Origin of the sequence: Arthrobacter sp. YAF34 (genome assembly GCF_052113245.1) — a bacterium.
Lineage (GTDB): Bacteria > Actinomycetota > Actinomycetes > Actinomycetales > Micrococcaceae > Arthrobacter.
In genome coordinates, this window is record NZ_JBFRCV010000012.1 from 144,550 (window position 1) to 160,711 (window position 16,162).

The following is a 16,162-nucleotide window of genomic DNA, read 5'->3' on the forward strand; positions in this document are numbered from 1 at the left end:
TTACGCGTCCGCCTTTCCAAGCAGGATCCGGGCATCGGCAACTAGCGTGATGGAGCCGGTCACGAGCACGCCGCCGGCGAGTTCGTCGTCGGCTTCGGCGCGTTCCACGGCCCATTCGAGGGCGTCATCGAGCTTCGCGGCGACATGGATGTTGTCCTCGCCAAAGCCGAGGTCCACCGCGATCTCGGCCAGGTCCTCGGCCGGCACGGCCCGGGGCGAGTTGGACTCGGTGAAGCAGTACTCGGCGGCGAGTCCGCCGAGGGATTCCTTGAGCTGGCGGAGGATTTCCTCGGCGTCCTTCTCCCGCAGCACGCCGACCACCACCACCAGCTTGGTGAAGTTGAACGCCTCGTGGATGGCCTCGGCGGACACCCGGATGCCTTCCGGGTTGTGGGCCGCGTCCACGATGATGGTCGGCGCGGTGCGGACCACCTCGAGCCGGCCCGGGGAGGTGACGGAGGCAAAGGCCTCCTGCAGGATCTCGGCGTCGATCGCCTTTTCCCCGCCGAAGAACGCCTCCAAGGCGGCAATCGCGACGGCGGCGTTCTCGGCCTGGTGCGCGCCGTGCAGCGGCACCAGCAGGTCCTCGTAGCGGCCGGCGATGCCCTGGATCGTGACCATCTGGCCGCCCACGGCGACGGTGCGGGATTCAACGCCGAACTCCACTCCCTCGAAGCGGAACGGCACGTTGACCTCCTTGGCCTTCTCCAGCAGGACCTGGGCAGCGTCAACCGGCTGCGCGGCGCTGATCAGGAAGCCGCCGGGCTTGATGATGCCGGCCTTCTCGTAGGCGATGTCCCCGGTGGTGTCGCCGAGGAGTTCCGTGTGGTCCAGGGAGATCGGGGTGATCACTGACACCTGGCCGTCGCCGACATTGGTGGCGTCGGTGATGCCGCCCAGGCCTACCTCGATCACGGCGACATTGACCGGCTGGTCGGCGAAGATCGCGAAGCCCAGGATGGTCAGGGCCTCGAAGTAAGTCAGCCGGGGCTGGCCCTCGGCCTCGAGTTCGCTGTCCACGATCTGCAGGTACGGCCGGATCTCGTCCCAGATCCGCACAAAGGTCTCATCCGGCACCGGAGCGCCGTCGATGCTGATCCGCTCGGTGACCTTGGACAGGTGCGGGCTGGTGTATCGGCCGGTGCTCAGCCCGTGGGCGCGCAGTCCGGCCTCAATCATCCGGGCCGTGGAGGTTTTCCCGTTGGTGCCGGTGACGTGGATGATCGGGAACGCCTTGTTCGGCTCCCCCAGGATCTCCATCGCGCGGTGCAGCGGGGCGAGCCGCGGCTCCATCTTGTTTTCCGGCGCCCGGCCCAGGAGCTCGGCGTAGACGCTTTCCACGGAGAATTCGTCGGTCATGGCTCAGGCCCCAACTTTCTTAGCGACACTGACCTGCGGTTCCTTGATATCGGCCGCCAGGGTTTCCAGCTCGATGGTCAGCGTTTCGGTTTTGACGAGCTCCGCGTTGGCCAGCAGGGCCTCGACGACGTCCGGCTTGGCCGTGACGGAGGTGCTGATCCGGTCGCTGACATTCAGTCCGGCGTCCTTGCGGGCCTGCTGGATGGCGCGGACCATGTCGCGGGCCAGGCCCTCGGCCTCCAGCTCCGGAGTGACCTCGGTGTTGAGGACCACAAAGCCGCCGCCGGGCAGGACGGCTGCTGCGCGCGACCCCTCCCCTTCCGCGGCTTCCGCCACCACCGTTTCCAGGGTGTATTCCTGCGGTTCGAGTTCGAGGCCGCCGGCGGTGACCACCCCGGCGTCGCTGACGGACCAGTCGCCGGACTTGGAGCCCTTGATGGCCTGCTGGACGTTCTTGCCCAGGCGCGGGCCGGCGGCCCGGGCGTTGACCACGAGCTTCTGTTCGATGCCGAACTCCTCCGGGGAGGCGTTCTCGGCGTCGAGCAGTCGGACGGAGCGCAGGTTCAGTTCATCGGCGACGACGCCTGCGAAGCCTGTCAGCGCGTCCGCGCCGGGTGCCACGACGGTGAGCTCCTGCAGGGGCAGGCGCACGCGGAGGTTCGCGGCCTTGCGCAGCGAGGAACCGGTGGAGCAGATCTGCTGCACCCGGTCCATCGCCTCGACCAGGCCGGGGTTGGCCGGGAACAGCCCGGCGTCCGGCCAGTCGGCCAGGTGCACGGAACGGCCGCCGGTGAGGCCGCGCCAGATCTCCTCGGAGACCAGCGGCAGCAGGGACGCAGCCACGCGGCAGACGGTCTCCAGCGCCGTGTAGAGGGCATCAAAGGCGTCCACGTTTTCGTCGAAGAAGCGCTGCCGGCTGCGGCGGACGTACCAGTTGGTGAGCATGTCCAGGTAGCTGCGCAGCTCGTCGCAGGCGCCTGAGATGTCGTAGCCGTCCAGCTGGGCGGTCATGTTCCGGACGAGGTCGCCCGTGTTGGCCATGAGGTACTGGTCCAAGGTGTCGGCGTAGCCGTCGTAGCGGAGCTTGGCGTCGTAGCCGGAGCCGCCGAACGCGGCATTGGTGTAGAGCGTGAAGAAGCTGTACACGTTCCATAGCGGCAGGATGACCTGGCGGACGCCGTCGCGGATGCCCTGCTCGGTGACCACGAGGTTGCCGCCGCGCAGGATCGGGCTGGACATGAGGAACCAGCGCATGGCGTCGGAGCCGTCGCGGTCCAGGACTTCGGAGACGTCCGGGTAGTTGCGCAGGCTCTTGGACATCTTCTGGCCGTCCGAACCCAGGACGATGCCGTGGCTGATGACGTTGCGGAAGGCCGGCCGGTCGAACAGCGCGGTGGAGAGGATGTGCAGCATGTAGAACCAGCCGCGGGTCTGGCCGATGTACTCGACGATGAAGTCTGCCGGGTTGTGCGTGTCGAACCATTCCTCGTTCTGGAACGGGTAGTGGACCTGGCCGTAGGGCATGGATCCGGAGTCGAACCAGACGTCCAGGACGTCCTCGACGCGGCGCATGACGGACTGGCCCTCCTCCGGGGTGCGGGGGTCGTCCGGGTTCGGGCGCGTGAGTTCGTCGATGAACGGCCGGTGCAGGTCCACCTGGCCGTCGTTGTTCAGCGGCAGCCGGCCGAAGTCGGCCTCGATCTCGGCGAGCGAGCCGTAGACGTCCGTGCGCGGGTAGTCCGGGTCGGTGGACTGCCAGACCGGGATGGGGCTGCCCCAGTAGCGGTTGCGGCTGATGGACCAGTCGCGGGCGTTGGCGAGCCACTTGCCGAACTGGCCGTCCTTGACGTTGCCCGGGATCCAGTTGATCTCCTGGTTGAGCTCCGACATCCGGTCCTTGAACTTGGTGACCTCGACGTACCAGGAGGACACGGCCCGGTAGATCAGCGGGTTGCGGCAGCGCCAGCAGTGCGGGTAGCTGTGCTCGTAGCTGGCCTGGCGGACCAGGCGGCCCCGCGCCCGGAGCACCTGGGTGATGGGCTTGTTGGCCTCGAATACCTGCAGCCCGGCGATCTCGGCGAGGTCGCCGTGGCCGAAGAGCGGCAGGAACTTGGCGCCCTCGTCGACCGAGAGGACCACGGGGATGCCGGCCTCTTCACAGACTTTCTGATCGTCTTCACCGTAGGCGGGGGCCTGGTGGACGATGCCGGTGCCGTCGGTGGTGGTGACGTAGTCGGCCACGAGGAAGCGCCAGGCGTTCTCCGTGCCGTACTTCTCGGCGTCGTGGAAGTAGTCCCAGAGCGGCTCGTAGCTCAGGCCCTCAAGCTCGGTCCCGGTGTGCCGGGAGGTGACGGCGGCCTCGGCGGCGGCCGCGCCCTCGGCGCCGTCGCCGTAGCCGAGGTCCTTCGCGTAGGCACCCAGCAGGTCTGCGGCGAGCAGGAAGCTGCCCGCAACGGGGGCCTCGGCCGAGGCAGCCTTGATCCCGTGCGGGCCGGCCGGCAGGACCACGTAGGTGATGGCGGGCCCGACGGCGAGCGCCAGGTTGGTGGGCAGCGTCCAGGGCGTGGTGGTCCAGGCGAGCGCCTGCACCCCGGCGAGCTGGCGGGAGAGCTCAGACTCCCCTGCCGTGATGGGGAACGTGACCGTGACGGTCTGGTCCTGACGGTTCTTGTAGACGTCGTCGTCCATGCGCAGTTCATGGTTGGACAGCGGCGTCTCGTCTTTCCAGCAGTACGGCAGGACGCGGTAACCGTTGTAGGTCAGGCCCTTCTCGTGCAGCTGCTTGAAGGCCCAGAGCACCGACTCCATGTACTCGACGTTGAGTGTCTTGTAGTCGTTCTCGAAGTCCACCCAGCGCGCCTGGCGCGTGACGTAGCTCTTCCATTCGTCGGCATACTTCATCACGGACGCGCGGCAGGCGTCGTTGAACTTGTCGATGCCCATGGCCTCGATCTGGGTCTTGTCCGTCATGCCCAGCTGCTTCATGGCTTCCAGCTCGGCGGGCAGGCCGTGCGTGTCCCAGCCGAAGCGGCGCTCCACCCGGCGGCCGCGCTGGGTCTGGTAGCGGCCCACGAGGTCCTTGGCGTAGCCCGTCAGCAGGTGGCCGTAGTGCGGCAGGCCGTTGGCGAAGGGCGGGCCGTCGTAGAAGACGAATTCGTTGCTGCCGTCTTGACCAGCATCCCGCTGGTCAATGCTGGCCTGGAAGGTGCCGTCCTGGTCCCAGTACTTGAGGATGCGCTCTTCGATCTCCGGGAACTTCACGGAGGCGGATACACCAGAGGTGTTGGCAGCGTTGGTGGAACCGGCGCCTGCGGGTGCGGCGGAGGCCTTCGGGTAATAAGTCATCTCGACATCCTGGGTTGAGCGGCGAACACATGTATTCATTCAGGATGCGAGGACGGCCCCTGCACTGTCTTCTGAGCAACTGTCTTATTCACGACAGCTGTCTTCCGACAACACCGGCACCGCGGTACCACCTCACTTACCGGCTCCGGACCGCACCCTTCGGAAAAAGGCGCTGCACCGGCGTCGGCCGCTCATTACTGCTGTGACGGGCTTACCCGTCCGGTTCTACTGACCTTGGCACGCGTCGCGGCGACTGATGTCGCGCCCGCACGCGGGGGTGTTCTTCCGGAAGCTCACCGGTGATGGCCGGGTCAAAGCTGATAGGACGATGTTACCGGACTTTACGGATGGGGGTTCCAAAGCCCGGTAACGTGCGGAACGTCGCGTCCCGGCGAACGTCCGGCGACGGCACCCAAAAACTTCGCCGTCCGGATCCGGCACACCAGAAGGCTTCCCCGCTTAGACTCTGGGCATGGCAGGTCCTACCTTCGGCCGCACAGCGCGGGTGCCCCGGCCCCGCCGCCATGCCCGCGCGTGGCTGGTCGCGGCGGTACTCGCCGCGGCACCGGTCGCCGCGCTCTCCGTCTTCCGGGGGGTTCCTCTCGCGTGGCCACGGCCCGTGGTGCAGGCGTTGTCCTTTACGCCATGGCTGGTGCTCCCCGCTGCAGCCGGGGTGGCGTGTGCGTCGTTGAGCCGGCGCGCGTGGCTCTTCGCCACGACGACGGCGCTGCTCGCCCTGCAGCTGTTCTGGCTCTTCCCGCCCGGCTCCGCCCGCCCGGCCCAGGCCAACGGGACCCGACGCGTGGAGCTGAACGTGATGACCATCAACGCCAAGCATGGCGAGGCGGATGCGGCCGAAATCGTCCGGCTGGTCCGGGAGAACGGCGTCGGGCTCCTTGCCGTGGAGGAGTACACGCCGGGCCTGGAGGACCGGCTGGCGGCCGAGGGGCTGGCCGGCCTCCTGCCCCACCGGATCAGCCGTCCGGACGCCCGCGCCTCCGGCGCCGCGGTCTACTCGCTGCACCCGGTAACGCTCACGGGTGCCGTGCCGGACTCGCAGTTCCTGATGCCGATGGTCCGGGTGAGCCTGGACGCCGGCGGCCGGTCCGCCTCCCTCGACGTGACAATCGTGCATGCTAAGCCGCCGGTGGATCCCGGAGTTGCCCAGTGGCGGCGCGATCTCGCAGCGCTCGGCAAGGTGGCGGCACGCCCCGGGAACGTGGTCCTGATCGGCGATTTCAACGCCACCTACGATCACGCCGAATTCCGGCAGCTGCTCGCCGGAGCCGGCGGACGGCAGACGGTGGACGTCGGCGTGGCGTCCGGATCACGGCTCATCCCCACCTGGCCCATGGACGGGCTGCCTCTGCCCGGGATCGTGATCGACCACATCGTCACCAACCCGGAGATCACCGGCACCGCCTACGCGGTCCATCAGGTGCCGGGTACGGATCACGCCGCCGTCGTCGCGACCCTCGGTATCCCAGCGGAGCCCTAGCCGTACCGCCCGTACCGCCCCGGCCGCTTTCGCCGCGGTCAGCCCTTGCGGATCACCTTGAAGTTGGAGGCCTGGGCCACAGGGCGGATCACGATCTCGTCCAAGTTGACGTGGTGCGGGACGGCGACGGCGTAGCGGACCACGTCCGCGACGTCAGCGGCGGTGAGCGGCTTCTCCACCCCGGCGTACACCTTGGCGGCCGCGTCCTGGTCGCCGAGGCGGTTGAGCGCGAATTCCTCGGTGTAGACCATGCCGGGGGCCACCTCGATCACGCGGACGTTGTGCTCGGCCTCTTCGAGCCGCAGGGCGCCGGTGAGGGCATGCTGGGCGAACTTGGCCGCGTTGTAGCCGCCACCGCCCTCGTAGGCGGAGAGCCCGGCGGTGGAGGTCAGGTTCAACACGGTCCCCTCGCCGCAGGCCCGCAGCATGGGCAGGAACGCGCGGATCAGTTTCATGCTGCCCAGCACGTTGACCTGGAACATCCATTCCCAGTCCTCGGTCTTGGCACCGGCGACCTTGTCGGCGCCGCGGGCCCCGCCGGCGATGTTGATCAGGGTGTCGATGCCGCCGGCCCGGGTGACCTCCTCGAGCAGCCGGGCCACATCGGCGTCGTCGGTCACGTCGGCGGGAAGGGCGACGGCGCCGGTTTCGGCGGCGAGCGCGTCGAGCCGGTCGGCACGGCGGGCGACCGCGAACACGGTCCAGCCTTCCTTGCGGAGGGCACGCACCGTGGCCTCGCCGATTCCCGTGCTGGCGCCGGTGACGACTGCCGCCTTTGCGCCGGCTACTTTTGTGTTGTTGTCGATTCCCTCAGTCATGGCACCACAGTAACGGCAATGCCCGGCTCACTTCCTCATGTTGCTGAGCCAGAGCTCGAGTTGGGCCCGTTCCTTGCTGACGCCCCGCGGCCAGAGCCAGTCCACCAGAACCCGGCAGCCGTCGTCGTCGGACGGGCCGTCACAGACGTGCTTGATCGCGAAGATTCCGGCAGAACTGTCCGGCGAATTGTCCATCCGCGCATGCTACTGCAGGTCAGCCCTGCGTGCCGTGGAAGAATTGACCCATGGCTGAAGACAATCAGGGTACAGACACGCCCACCACCGCCCCCATCAACGTTCCGGACAAGCCCGCCCTGGAGGGGCTGGAAGAGGCGCTCACGCGGCGCTGGCTTGACGAAGGGACCTACAAGTTCAACCCGGAGACCACCCGGGAGCAGGTCTACTCGATCGACACTCCCCCGCCCACGGCGTCGGGATCCCTCCACGTCGGACACATGTTCTCCTACACGCAGACCGACGTCCTGGCCCGCTACCAGCGCATGACCGGCAAGAACGTCTTCTACCCCATGGGCTGGGACGACAACGGCCTGCCCACCGAGCGCCGCGTGCAGAACTACTACGGTGTGCGCTGCGATCCGGCAGTGGCCTACGACGCCGGCTACCGCCCCCCGGCCGAGCCCGCCAAGAACCAGCGCGACTTCGACGTCGTCTCCCGCCGGAACTTCATCGAGCTGTGCGAAGAGCTGGCGGTCGAGGACGAGAAGGTCTTCGAGCACCTCTTCCAGACGCTGGGCCTGTCCGTGGACTGGGACCTGACCTACCGCACCATCGATGACAAGTCCCGCGCGATCTCCCAGCGCGCCTTCCTGGCCAACCTGAGCGCCGGCGACGCGTACATGGCCGAGGCGCCCACCCTGTGGGATGTCACCTTCCGCACCGCGGTGGCCCAGGCCGAACTGGAGGACCGCGAGGTCGCGGGCGCCTACTACCGCTACCCGTTCTTCACCGCCGAGGGCGAAAAGATCTACATCGAGACCACTCGCCCCGAACTGCTGGCCGCCTGTGCCGCGCTCGTGGCGAACCCCGACGACGAGCGGTACCAGCCCTTGTTCGGCAAGAAGGTCACCTCTCCCCTGTTCGGCGTCGAGGTGGAGGTCAAGGCCCACCCGCTGGCCAAGGCGGACAAGGGCTCGGGCATCGCCATGGTCTGCACCTTCGGCGACCTCACCGACGTTACCTGGTGGCGCGAATTGCAGCTGCCTACCCGCGCGATCGTGGGCCGCGACGGCCGCATCATCGGCGACACCCCCGAGTGGATCACCACCGAGGAAGGCCGCGCCAGCTTCGCGGCCATCGCCGGCAAGACGGTGTTCAGCGCCAAGGAAGCAGTAGTGGAGCAGCTGACCGCCGCCGACCTCCTCGACGGCGAGCCGAAGAAGATCATGCACCCGGTGAACTTCTTCGAGAAGGGCGACAAGCCCCTCGAGGTGGTCACCTCGCGCCAGTGGTACATCCGCAACGGCGGCCGCGACGAGGACCGCCGCGAACGCCTGATCGGCCGCGGCCACGAGATCGAGTTCCACCCCGCGTTCATGCGCTCCCGCTACGAGAACTGGATTTCCGGGCTCAACGGCGACTGGCTCGTGTCCCGCCAGCGCTTCTTCGGCGTGCCGGTGCCGGTCTGGTACCCGCTGGATGCCGACGGCAACCCCGACTACGACGCACCGATCGTCCCGTCCGACGCGCAGTTGCCCGTGGACCCCGCGGCGGATGCGGCCCCCGGCTATGAGGAAGCCCAGCGCGACGTGCCGGGCGGCTTCACCGGCGACGCGGACGTCCTCGACACATGGGCCACGTCCTCCCTGACCCCGCAGATCGTGGGCGGCTGGAGCACCGACGAGGCACTCTTCGCCAAGGTCTACCCCTTCGACGTGCGCCCGCAGGGGCACGACATCATCCGCACCTGGCTCTTCTCTTCCGCCGTCCGCGCCGATGCGCTGCAGAACACCGCACCGTGGAAGCACGCGGCCATCTCCGGCTGGATCCTGGACCCGGACCGCAAGAAGATGTCCAAGTCAAAGGGCAACGTCATTGTGCCCACGGACGTGTTGGAGGAATACGGCTCGGACGCCGTGCGCTACTGGGCGGCCTCGGCCAAACTCGGCGCCGACACCGCCTACGAAATCGCGCAGATGAAGATCGGCCGCCGCCTGGCCATCAAGCTCCTCAACGCCTCCAAGTTCGTCCTGAACCTGGGCGCGACCGAGGACTCGGTGGTTTCCGGCGACTTGTCCGTGCTGAGCAACCCCTTGGACCGGGCCGTCCTGGCCCAGCTCGCCGACGTCGTCGCACAGGCCACCAAGGCGTTTGAAGGCTACGACTACGCCCGGGCCCTGCAGATCACCGAGAGCTTCTTCTGGAACTTCACCGACGACTACGTGGAGCTCATCAAGGACCGCGCCTACGGTGCCGCCGGCGAGGAGCAGCAGGCGTCCGTGCTGGCTGCCCTCGCGACCAGCCTGGACACCCTCCTGCGGCTCTTCGCGCCGTTCCTGCCATTCGCCACGGAGGAAGTCTGGGGCTGGTGGCGCACCGGTTCCGTGCACCGCGCCCAGTGGCCGTCCGCGATCGGGATCGACGGCGACACGACCCTCCTGGCCACGGTCGGCACCGCCCTCAGCGGCATCCGCAAGGCCAAGTCCGAGGCCAAGGTCAAGCAGCGCACCGAGGTGCTCTCCGCCGCCATCACGGCCCCGGAGGCGATCATCACCCAGCTGAAGGCCGGCCTGGCCGACCTCAAGGCTGCGGCGAACGCCCGTGACATCGCTCTTGTGGCCGGCGATGGCGAACTGGCCGTCGGCGACGTCGTGCTGGCAGCTCCCGAGGAGCCCGCCCAGCCGTAACGCGGCCCTATCGATGAAAAGAAGGAGGGCCCTCGGCCCGGCTCACGCCGGGCGGAGGGCCCTCCTTCTGTCTTATCGGGGCTTTGTCCTTCGGGCGCGTCAGATCCCGAAGGAGGCCTCGAAGTGCGTCAGCACCGGCGGGGCCGCCAGGAGCTCGCCCAGCCCGCTCGCGCCGTCGCCGGCCCGCCAGGCACGGTAGGCGGCGTCGTGCTCCAGCGACGCCCACTGTTCCACCACGAGAACGTGCGCCGGATTCTGGCTGTCGACCAGCACTTCGACGCCGAGGCAGCCGTCAAACGCCCGGGTATCGGCAAGGATGTCGCGCAGCACCGCCGGGGCCGTGGGCAGGGCTTCCGCTTTGAGGGTCAGGTCAAGGTGGGCGGTGATGGGCATGGGGCTCCAATGATCGTGGTGGATACAGGACACCGCCGGGCGGGGTGCCTGCCATTGGACCCAACAGCGGCACCGCCGGGCTTGTTCCTTCGGCTCCGGACCCCTGGCCGCGTATAGGCACCGCCCGGTGCTAGGCGCTGTCCGCTGCTAGGCGCCTTCCCGGCCTCGCCGTTCCGCTTCGCTGATCGCCCACGCGGCATTGACGAGGCCGATGTGGCTGAATGCCTGGGGAAAGTTCCCCAGCAGCTCGCCGCCGCCCGGCGCAACTTCCTCGGCCATCAGGCCCAGGTCCGTGGCGAACCCGGCGGCCCGCTCGAAGACGGCCCGGGCGCGTTCCGTGCGTCCGGCGAGGGCCAGCGCGTGGGCCAGCCAGAAGGTGCAGAGCAGGAAGGTCCCCTCCTCCCCCGGGATGCCGTCGTCGGCCAGGTAGCGGTAGACGAGGCCGCGGGGGTCGGTGAGCCGGTCCTCGATCGCCTCAAGCGTGGCGAGAACGCCCGGGTCGTCCGCGGGGAGGAACCCAGCGATGGAGAGCAGCAGGGCGGACGCATCGAGGTCCTCGGAACCGTACGCCTGGGTGTACGCATTCGCAGTTTCATTCCATCCCTCGGCCCGGATGGACGCCGCAATCTCAGCCCGCGCCGCCTCCCAGCGCGGCACCCGGTCGGCAGCCTGCAGGAGCCCGGCCAGGCCGACGGCACGGTCCACGGCCACCCAGCACATGAGCTTGGAGTGCAGGTAGTGCCGCGGCTCGCCGCGGACCTCCCAGATGCCGTGGTCGGCGGAGCGCCAGCGGGAAGCGGCCGCGTCCGCGGCGTCGGCGAGGAACCGGCGCGTTTCCGGTGCCAGATCGGCGAGATATTCCGGCAAACGGGCGGCGGCGTCGAGCAGTTCCCCGTAGACGTCGAGTTGGCGCTGGTTCCAGGCGCCGTTGCCCACCCGGACCGGGGCGCTGGCACGCCAGCCCGGCAGGTGGTCCAGCTCCCGTTCGGGCAGCTCCCGTTCCCCGCCGATGCCGAACATGATCTGGAGCTCTTCCCCGTCGGCCAGCTGGCGCGCTGCCACGGTCGCTAGGAACTGGAAGAACTTCCCCGCCTCGTCCGGACAGGCCGCCACCCAAAGCGCCTGCAGGGTCATGCTCGCGTCCCGGATCCAGGTGTACCGGTAATCCCAGTTGCGTGTGCCGCCAGCGACCTCCGGCAGGGACGTCGTGGCGGCGGCCACGATGGCGCCGGTGGGATAGTAACTCAGTGCCTGCAGGACCCGTCCGCTGGCGTCGACGAGTTCCTGCCACGGGCCGCGGTAGTTCTGGTGCAGCCCGGACCAGCTGGCCCAGCACTCCTTAGTGTCCTCGAGCCGGCGGGCGATCTCCGCCTGGCTCCAGAAGACCGGATCCCCGTCCCCGCGGGTCCGGGCGTGAAGGGCGAATCCAAGAAAGTCCCCGGCCCGAAGGGTCACCCGAGCCTGGGCCGTGTCCTGGCTGAGCCGGAACGCTACCGCCGTCGAGAGCGACAGCGTCACGGTCCCGGCACCAATCATGAGGCCGCCGTCCACGGCGTGCAGACGCGGCCGGGACAGGCCATAGTCCGGCCGGGCGCTGAGGACAATGTCAACCTCAACGGAGCCCCGGGTGCAGGAGAGCTGACGCAGCAAAGTGCCGGGCGAATCCGCACCGAGATCGTGTCCCCTCCGGCCATCTCCCGTGGCGAGGGCGTCCGTAACGCTCAGGGAGCCTTCCGGGGTTGTGTAGGTGGTCTCCAGCACCAGGGTGGGACCGACGTAGCGCCGGGTCGCCCGATAGTCCCCTGCCGGCCGGACCGACCAAAACCCCGCATCGTGGCCGAGAATCCGGCCGAAGACCGAGGGGCTGTCGAAGCGCGGAAAACACAGCCAGTCCACGGAGCCGGCCGCGCTGACCAGTGCCGCGGAGCGGCAGTCGGAGAGCAGGGCATAATCCGCAATGGGTTCATTGCTCATAGCCACACCCTGACCAGTTTTTGGGCAAAGGGGAAGCCCCATCAGCGTTAGCCGTTGGTGGGGCTTCGACTTTTCGATTGTCACGTGACGTCTTAGACAATCTGGCGGGATCCTCAGATGTCCAGGTCTTCCTACCTCGTCACTGGTAGCCATCATCTGACTTTGCCGAAGGCTGCGTCGGATGAGTGTCACTGAATCTTTGGTTCCTGCGTCCCGCCTCTTTCGAAGTGGGTAAGTTCAATTCTCGTCCTCCTGTTCGGCATGCACAAGAGCCCCGGAAGAACTACATGGGAGTAGTTCTTCCGGGGCTCTCGGTGGGCCGAACCGGGTGCCCGGCGCGGGGCCCGGAGGCCTAGTCGAAGACGGGCCCTTCGGTCCGGCTGCGCTTGATTTCAAAGAAGTACGGGAAGGATGCCAGCGTCACGGTGGCGTCCCAGATGCGTCCGGCTTCCTCGCCGCGCGGGATGCGCGTCAGGACCGGACCGAAGAAGGCCGTGCCGTTGAACGCGACCACGGGCGTACCGACGTCCTGGCCGACCAGGGAGATGCCGGCCTCGTGGCTGGTGCGCAGCTGCGCGTCGAATTCCTCCGACTGTCCTGCCGCGGCAAGCCCGGCCGGAAGCCCGGCCTCGGCCAGCGATTTGGCGATGACCTGGTCGATATCCTGGATGCCTTCGTTGTGGATCTTGGTGCCCATGGCGTCGTAGAGCGGCTTGATGTATTCGGCACCGTGCTGCTCGGCCGCGGCCGTGATGACGCGGACCGGGGCCCACGCCTTCTTCAGGAACTCCTTGTACTGCTCGGGGAGCTCCTCGCGGCCTTCATTCAGCACGGCGAGGCTCATCACGTGCCATTCGGTCTTGATGTCGCGGACTTCTTCCACTTCGCCGATCCAGCGGGAGGTGACCCAGGCAAAGGGGCACATCGGGTCGAACCAGAAATCGGCCTTGTTGGGGGCAGTTTCAGACACAGGTGGTCTCCTCAGGAAGTCTGTTGGGGCATGGCACACTCGTGGCGCGCCATCAGTGTCTAGCGATGAATTAGGCGGATTTATTCCGGCGCTTGGCCACGACGTCGTGGGCGATCATGGTGGGGGCCGCCTTCTTGGTGACCACGTCGGCCGTGATGACGACGCTGGCGATGTCATCGCGGCTGGGAAGGTCGAACATCACCGGGAGGAGCACTTCCTCCATGATGGCCCGGAGGCCGCGGGCGCCTGTGCCGCGTTCCAGCGCCTGGTCGGCGATGGTGTTCAGCGCCTCTTCGTCGAAGAGCAGCTCCACGCCGTCGAGCTGGAACATCTTCTGGTACTGCTTGACGAGGGCATTCTTCGGCGTGGACAGAATCTGGATGAGCGCCGCACGGTCCAGGTTCGAGACGGTCGTGATGACGGGCAGCCGGCCGATGAATTCCGGGATCAGGCCGAACTTGAGCAGGTCCTCCGGCATGACCTCGCCGTAGGAATCCGTGGTGTTCTTGATCTCGTTCAGCGGGGCGCCGAAGCCGATGCCCTTGCGTCCGGAACGGGAACCGATGATGTCCTCGAGCCCCGCGAAGGCGCCGGCCACGATGAACAGCACGTTGGTGGTGTCGATCTGGATGAATTCCTGGTGCGGGTGCTTGCGTCCGCCTTGCGGCGGGACCGAGGCGACAGTGCCCTCGAGGATTTTCAGGAGCGCCTGCTGGACGCCCTCGCCCGAGACGTCCCGGGTGATGGACGGGTTTTCGCTCTTGCGGGAGATCTTGTCGATTTCATCGATGTAGATGATGCCCTGCTCGGCCTTCTTGACGTCATAGTCGGCGGCCTGGATGAGCTTGAGGAGGATGTTCTCGACGTCCTCACCGACGTAGCCTGCCTCGGTCAAGGCGGTGGCGTCGGCCACCGCGAACGGGACGTTGAGGCGGCGGGCCAGGGTCTGGGCCAGGTACGTCTTGCCGCAGCCGGTGGGACCAATCAGCAGGATGTTCGATTTGGCGATCTCGACGTCGTCGTGGTGCACGCCGTCGGCGAGGCTGCCGCTCTTCGGCGCGTGGCCTGCCTGGATCCGCTTGTAGTGGTTGTACACCGCGACCGCGAGGGATCGCTTTGCGGGTTCCTGGCCGATCACATATTCCTGCAGGAAATCAAAGATTTCGCGGGGCTTGGGCAGTTCGAAACTGCCCAGGTCGGCTACTTCCGCGAGTTCCTCTTCGATGATCTCGTTGCAGAGTTCGATGCACTCATCGCAGATGTAGACGCCGGGCCCGGCAATGAGCTTGCGAACCTGCTTCTGGCTCTTTCCGCAGAAAGAACACTTCAGCAGATCCGTACTCTCGCCAATCCGAGCCATGTGTGAACCCCTTTAGTAGCTTGCTGCTGGCTGTGACATGTTCCACTCTAGGTCACTTTGACCCTGTTGGGTGGAAAGCGGACGCCGGTGCGGCCAAGTAAAAATGCCGCACCGGCGTCGCGAATTGCTGATTAGCGCGCGATTGCCTGGGGCTTGATCTTGCGGGAATCCAGGACCTGGTCGATGAGTCCGTACTGCATGGCCTCGGCGGCCGTGAGGATCTTGTCACGCTCGATGTCGTTGTTGACCTGCTCCGGCGTCCGGCCGGAATGCTTGGCCAGCGTGTCCTCGAGCCATGACCGCATGCGCATCACCTCGGCGGCCTGGATCTCCAGGTCCGAGGCCTGCCCGCCCTGTCCGCCCGACAGTGAAGGCTGGTGGATCAGCACACGGGCGTTCGGCAACGCAAGGCGCTTGCCCGGCGTGCCGGCCGCCAGCAGCACGGCCGCGGCGCTGGCCGCCTGACCGAGGCAGACGGTCTGGATCTCCGGCCGGATGTACGTCATGGTGTCGTAGATCGCGGTCATGGCGGTGAAGGAGCCGCCCGGGGAATTGATGTAGAGCGTGATGTCGCGGTCCGGGTCGGTGGACTCGAGCACCAGCAGCTGGGCCATCACGTCGTCCGCCGAGGCGTCGTCGACCTGGACGCCGAGGAAGATGATGCGGTCCTCGAACAGCTTGGTGTACGGGTCCTGGCGCTTGAAGCCGTAGGGGGTGCGCTCTTCGAACTGGGGCAGCACGTAGCGGCTGCTCGGCAGGTTACCGGCAGTCGAACCGAAGTTGTAGTTCATGTTCATTGCTCCTGAATTCATTGCTGTCTACGTGCCGGTCAGTTCTCGGTGGCGGTCGCAGCGCCGCCGCCGTTGCCCGAGCCGTTGGCGTTGGTTCCGCCGCCGCCGGCCACGGATCCGGCGTGCGCCGCGATCTTGTCGAAGAAGCCGTATTCCAAGGCTTCCGGGGCCGTGAACCACTTGTCGCGGTCGTTGTCCTTGAGGATGGTCTCCACGCTCTGGCCGGTCTGGTCGGCGGTCAGTTCGGCCATCACCTTCTTCATGTGCAGAATCAGCTCGGCCTGGATCTTGATGTCCGAGGCCGTGCCGCCGATGCCGCCGGAGGGCTGGTGCATGAGGATGCGGGCGTTGGGGGTCGCATAGCGCTTGCCCTTGGTGCCGGAGGAGAGCAGGAACTGGCCCATGGACGCGGCGAGGCCGGTGGCCACCGTGACAACATCGTTCGGGATGAACTGCATGGTGTCGTAGATGGCCATGCCCGCGGTAACGGAGCCGCCGGGCGAGTTGATGTAAAGGTAGATGTCCCTTTCAGGGTTCTCCGCCGAGAGCAGCAGCAGCTGGGAGCAGATCGCGTTGGCGTTATCGTCGCGGACCTCGGAGCCGAGCCAGATGATGCGCTCTTTCAGCAGGCGGTTGTAAATGTAGTTATCCTGGGCTGCCGGATCGACCGTGGCCATCCGGGGTGCCCCTGCTTGCTGTGACATATGTACTTACCTCTCGCTGGCGACGGTGACGCCATTGGACGACATCACTGAACTTTCCTACAGCGACACTAACCGTTTTCACGTCC

General features: G+C 67.1%; 12 protein-coding genes. 2 read left to right on the plus strand and 10 right to left on the minus strand.

The window, feature by feature from the left end; genetic code table 11:
• Both AB4Y72_RS15375 and ileS read right to left on the minus strand, forming a co-directional pair.
• Window positions 1-1,359, minus strand: coding sequence for a bifunctional folylpolyglutamate synthase/dihydrofolate synthase (locus AB4Y72_RS15375; protein WP_441427021.1), 1,359 nt, complete (start codon window positions 1,357-1,359; stop codon window positions 1-3).
• Between the two features lie 3 nt (window positions 1,360-1,362).
• Window positions 1,363-4,704: an isoleucine--tRNA ligase gene (gene ileS, locus AB4Y72_RS15380; RefSeq protein WP_441427022.1), complete on the minus strand. Its 3,342-nt coding sequence runs from the start codon at window positions 4,702-4,704 to the stop codon at window positions 1,363-1,365.
• Between the two features lie 472 nt (window positions 4,705-5,176).
• On the opposite strand from ileS, the gene AB4Y72_RS15385 reads away from it, so the two are divergent.
• Window positions 5,177-6,202 carry an endonuclease/exonuclease/phosphatase family protein gene (locus AB4Y72_RS15385; protein ID WP_441427023.1) on the plus strand — a complete coding sequence of 342 codons (1,026 nt, stop codon included), beginning with the start codon at window positions 5,177-5,179 and terminating at the stop codon, window positions 6,200-6,202.
• Window positions 6,203-6,240: 38 nt separating this feature from the next.
• Here the strand turns inward: AB4Y72_RS15385 and AB4Y72_RS15390 are convergent, their stop codons facing one another.
• Window positions 6,241-7,020 (minus strand): SDR family oxidoreductase, encoded by a 780-nt coding sequence (locus AB4Y72_RS15390; RefSeq protein WP_441427024.1) that lies wholly within the window; start codon window positions 7,018-7,020, stop codon window positions 6,241-6,243.
• Window positions 7,021-7,047: 27 nt separating this feature from the next.
• Window positions 7,048-7,215 (minus strand): DUF488 family protein, N3 subclade, encoded by a 168-nt coding sequence (locus AB4Y72_RS15395; protein WP_441427025.1) that lies wholly within the window; start codon window positions 7,213-7,215, stop codon window positions 7,048-7,050.
• 50 nt (window positions 7,216-7,265) lie between these two features.
• Between AB4Y72_RS15395 and valS the strand changes: the two genes are divergently transcribed.
• Window positions 7,266-9,884, plus strand: coding sequence for a valine--tRNA ligase (gene valS, locus AB4Y72_RS15400; RefSeq protein WP_441427026.1), 2,619 nt, complete (start codon window positions 7,266-7,268; stop codon window positions 9,882-9,884).
• A 99-nt stretch (window positions 9,885-9,983) separates the two neighbouring features.
• Here valS and AB4Y72_RS15405 read toward each other — a convergent pair whose 3' ends face one another.
• The 6 genes from AB4Y72_RS15405 to AB4Y72_RS15430 all read right to left on the minus strand — a co-directional run bounded on the left by AB4Y72_RS15405 (window position 9,984) and on the right by AB4Y72_RS15430 (window position 16,049).
• On the minus strand, window positions 9,984-10,277 hold the full coding sequence (locus AB4Y72_RS15405) for a putative quinol monooxygenase (protein WP_441427027.1): 294 nt from the start codon (window positions 10,275-10,277) through the stop codon (window positions 9,984-9,986).
• Between the two features lie 147 nt (window positions 10,278-10,424).
• Window positions 10,425-12,251, minus strand: coding sequence for a glycoside hydrolase family 15 protein (locus AB4Y72_RS15410; RefSeq protein WP_441427028.1), 1,827 nt, complete (start codon window positions 12,249-12,251; stop codon window positions 10,425-10,427).
• Window positions 12,252-12,603: 352 nt separating this feature from the next.
• Entirely contained in the window at window positions 12,604-13,221 is a 618-nt protein-coding gene (locus AB4Y72_RS15415; protein WP_441427029.1) for a mycothiol-dependent nitroreductase Rv2466c family protein, read from the minus strand.
• 70 nt (window positions 13,222-13,291) lie between these two features.
• Window positions 13,292-14,581, minus strand: a complete 1,290-nt coding sequence (gene clpX, locus AB4Y72_RS15420) for an ATP-dependent Clp protease ATP-binding subunit ClpX (RefSeq protein ID WP_441427030.1) — start codon at window positions 14,579-14,581, stop codon at window positions 13,292-13,294.
• 131 nt (window positions 14,582-14,712) lie between these two features.
• Entirely contained in the window at window positions 14,713-15,372 is a 660-nt protein-coding gene (locus tag AB4Y72_RS15425) for an ATP-dependent Clp protease proteolytic subunit (RefSeq protein WP_026266422.1), read from the minus strand.
• A gap of 38 nt (window positions 15,373-15,410) precedes the next feature.
• A complete protein-coding gene (locus AB4Y72_RS15430; RefSeq protein WP_441427071.1) occupies window positions 15,411-16,049 on the minus strand; it encodes an ATP-dependent Clp protease proteolytic subunit in 639 nt (212 codons plus the stop codon).
• Window positions 16,050-16,162: the final 113 nt, after the last annotated feature.

What these genes read in the sequence shown, in the direction of transcription:
- AB4Y72_RS15375 (WP_441427021.1), bottom strand. Translation starts at nt 1,359, where the DNA reads ATGACCGACGAATTCTCCGTGGAAAGCGTCTACGCCGAGCTCCTGGGC.
- ileS (WP_441427022.1), bottom strand. Translation starts at nt 4,704, where the DNA reads ATGACTTATTACCCGAAGGCCTCCGCCGCACCCGCAGGCGCCGGTTCC.
- AB4Y72_RS15385 (WP_441427023.1), top strand. Translation starts at nt 5,177, where the DNA reads ATGGCAGGTCCTACCTTCGGCCGCACAGCGCGGGTGCCCCGGCCCCGC.
- AB4Y72_RS15390 (WP_441427024.1), bottom strand. Translation starts at nt 7,020, where the DNA reads ATGACTGAGGGAATCGACAACAACACAAAAGTAGCCGGCGCAAAGGCG.
- AB4Y72_RS15395 (WP_441427025.1), bottom strand. Translation starts at nt 7,215, where the DNA reads ATGGACAATTCGCCGGACAGTTCTGCCGGAATCTTCGCGATCAAGCAC.
- valS (WP_441427026.1), top strand. Translation starts at nt 7,266, where the DNA reads ATGGCTGAAGACAATCAGGGTACAGACACGCCCACCACCGCCCCCATC.
- AB4Y72_RS15405 (WP_441427027.1), bottom strand. Translation starts at nt 10,277, where the DNA reads ATGCCCATCACCGCCCACCTTGACCTGACCCTCAAAGCGGAAGCCCTG.
- AB4Y72_RS15410 (WP_441427028.1), bottom strand. Translation starts at nt 12,251, where the DNA reads ATGAGCAATGAACCCATTGCGGATTATGCCCTGCTCTCCGACTGCCGC.
- clpX (WP_441427030.1), bottom strand. Translation starts at nt 14,581, where the DNA reads ATGGCTCGGATTGGCGAGAGTACGGATCTGCTGAAGTGTTCTTTCTGC.
- AB4Y72_RS15425 (WP_026266422.1), bottom strand. Translation starts at nt 15,372, where the DNA reads ATGAACTACAACTTCGGTTCGACTGCCGGTAACCTGCCGAGCAGCCGC.
- AB4Y72_RS15430 (WP_441427071.1), bottom strand. Translation starts at nt 16,049, where the DNA reads ATGGCCACGGTCGATCCGGCAGCCCAGGATAACTACATTTACAACCGC.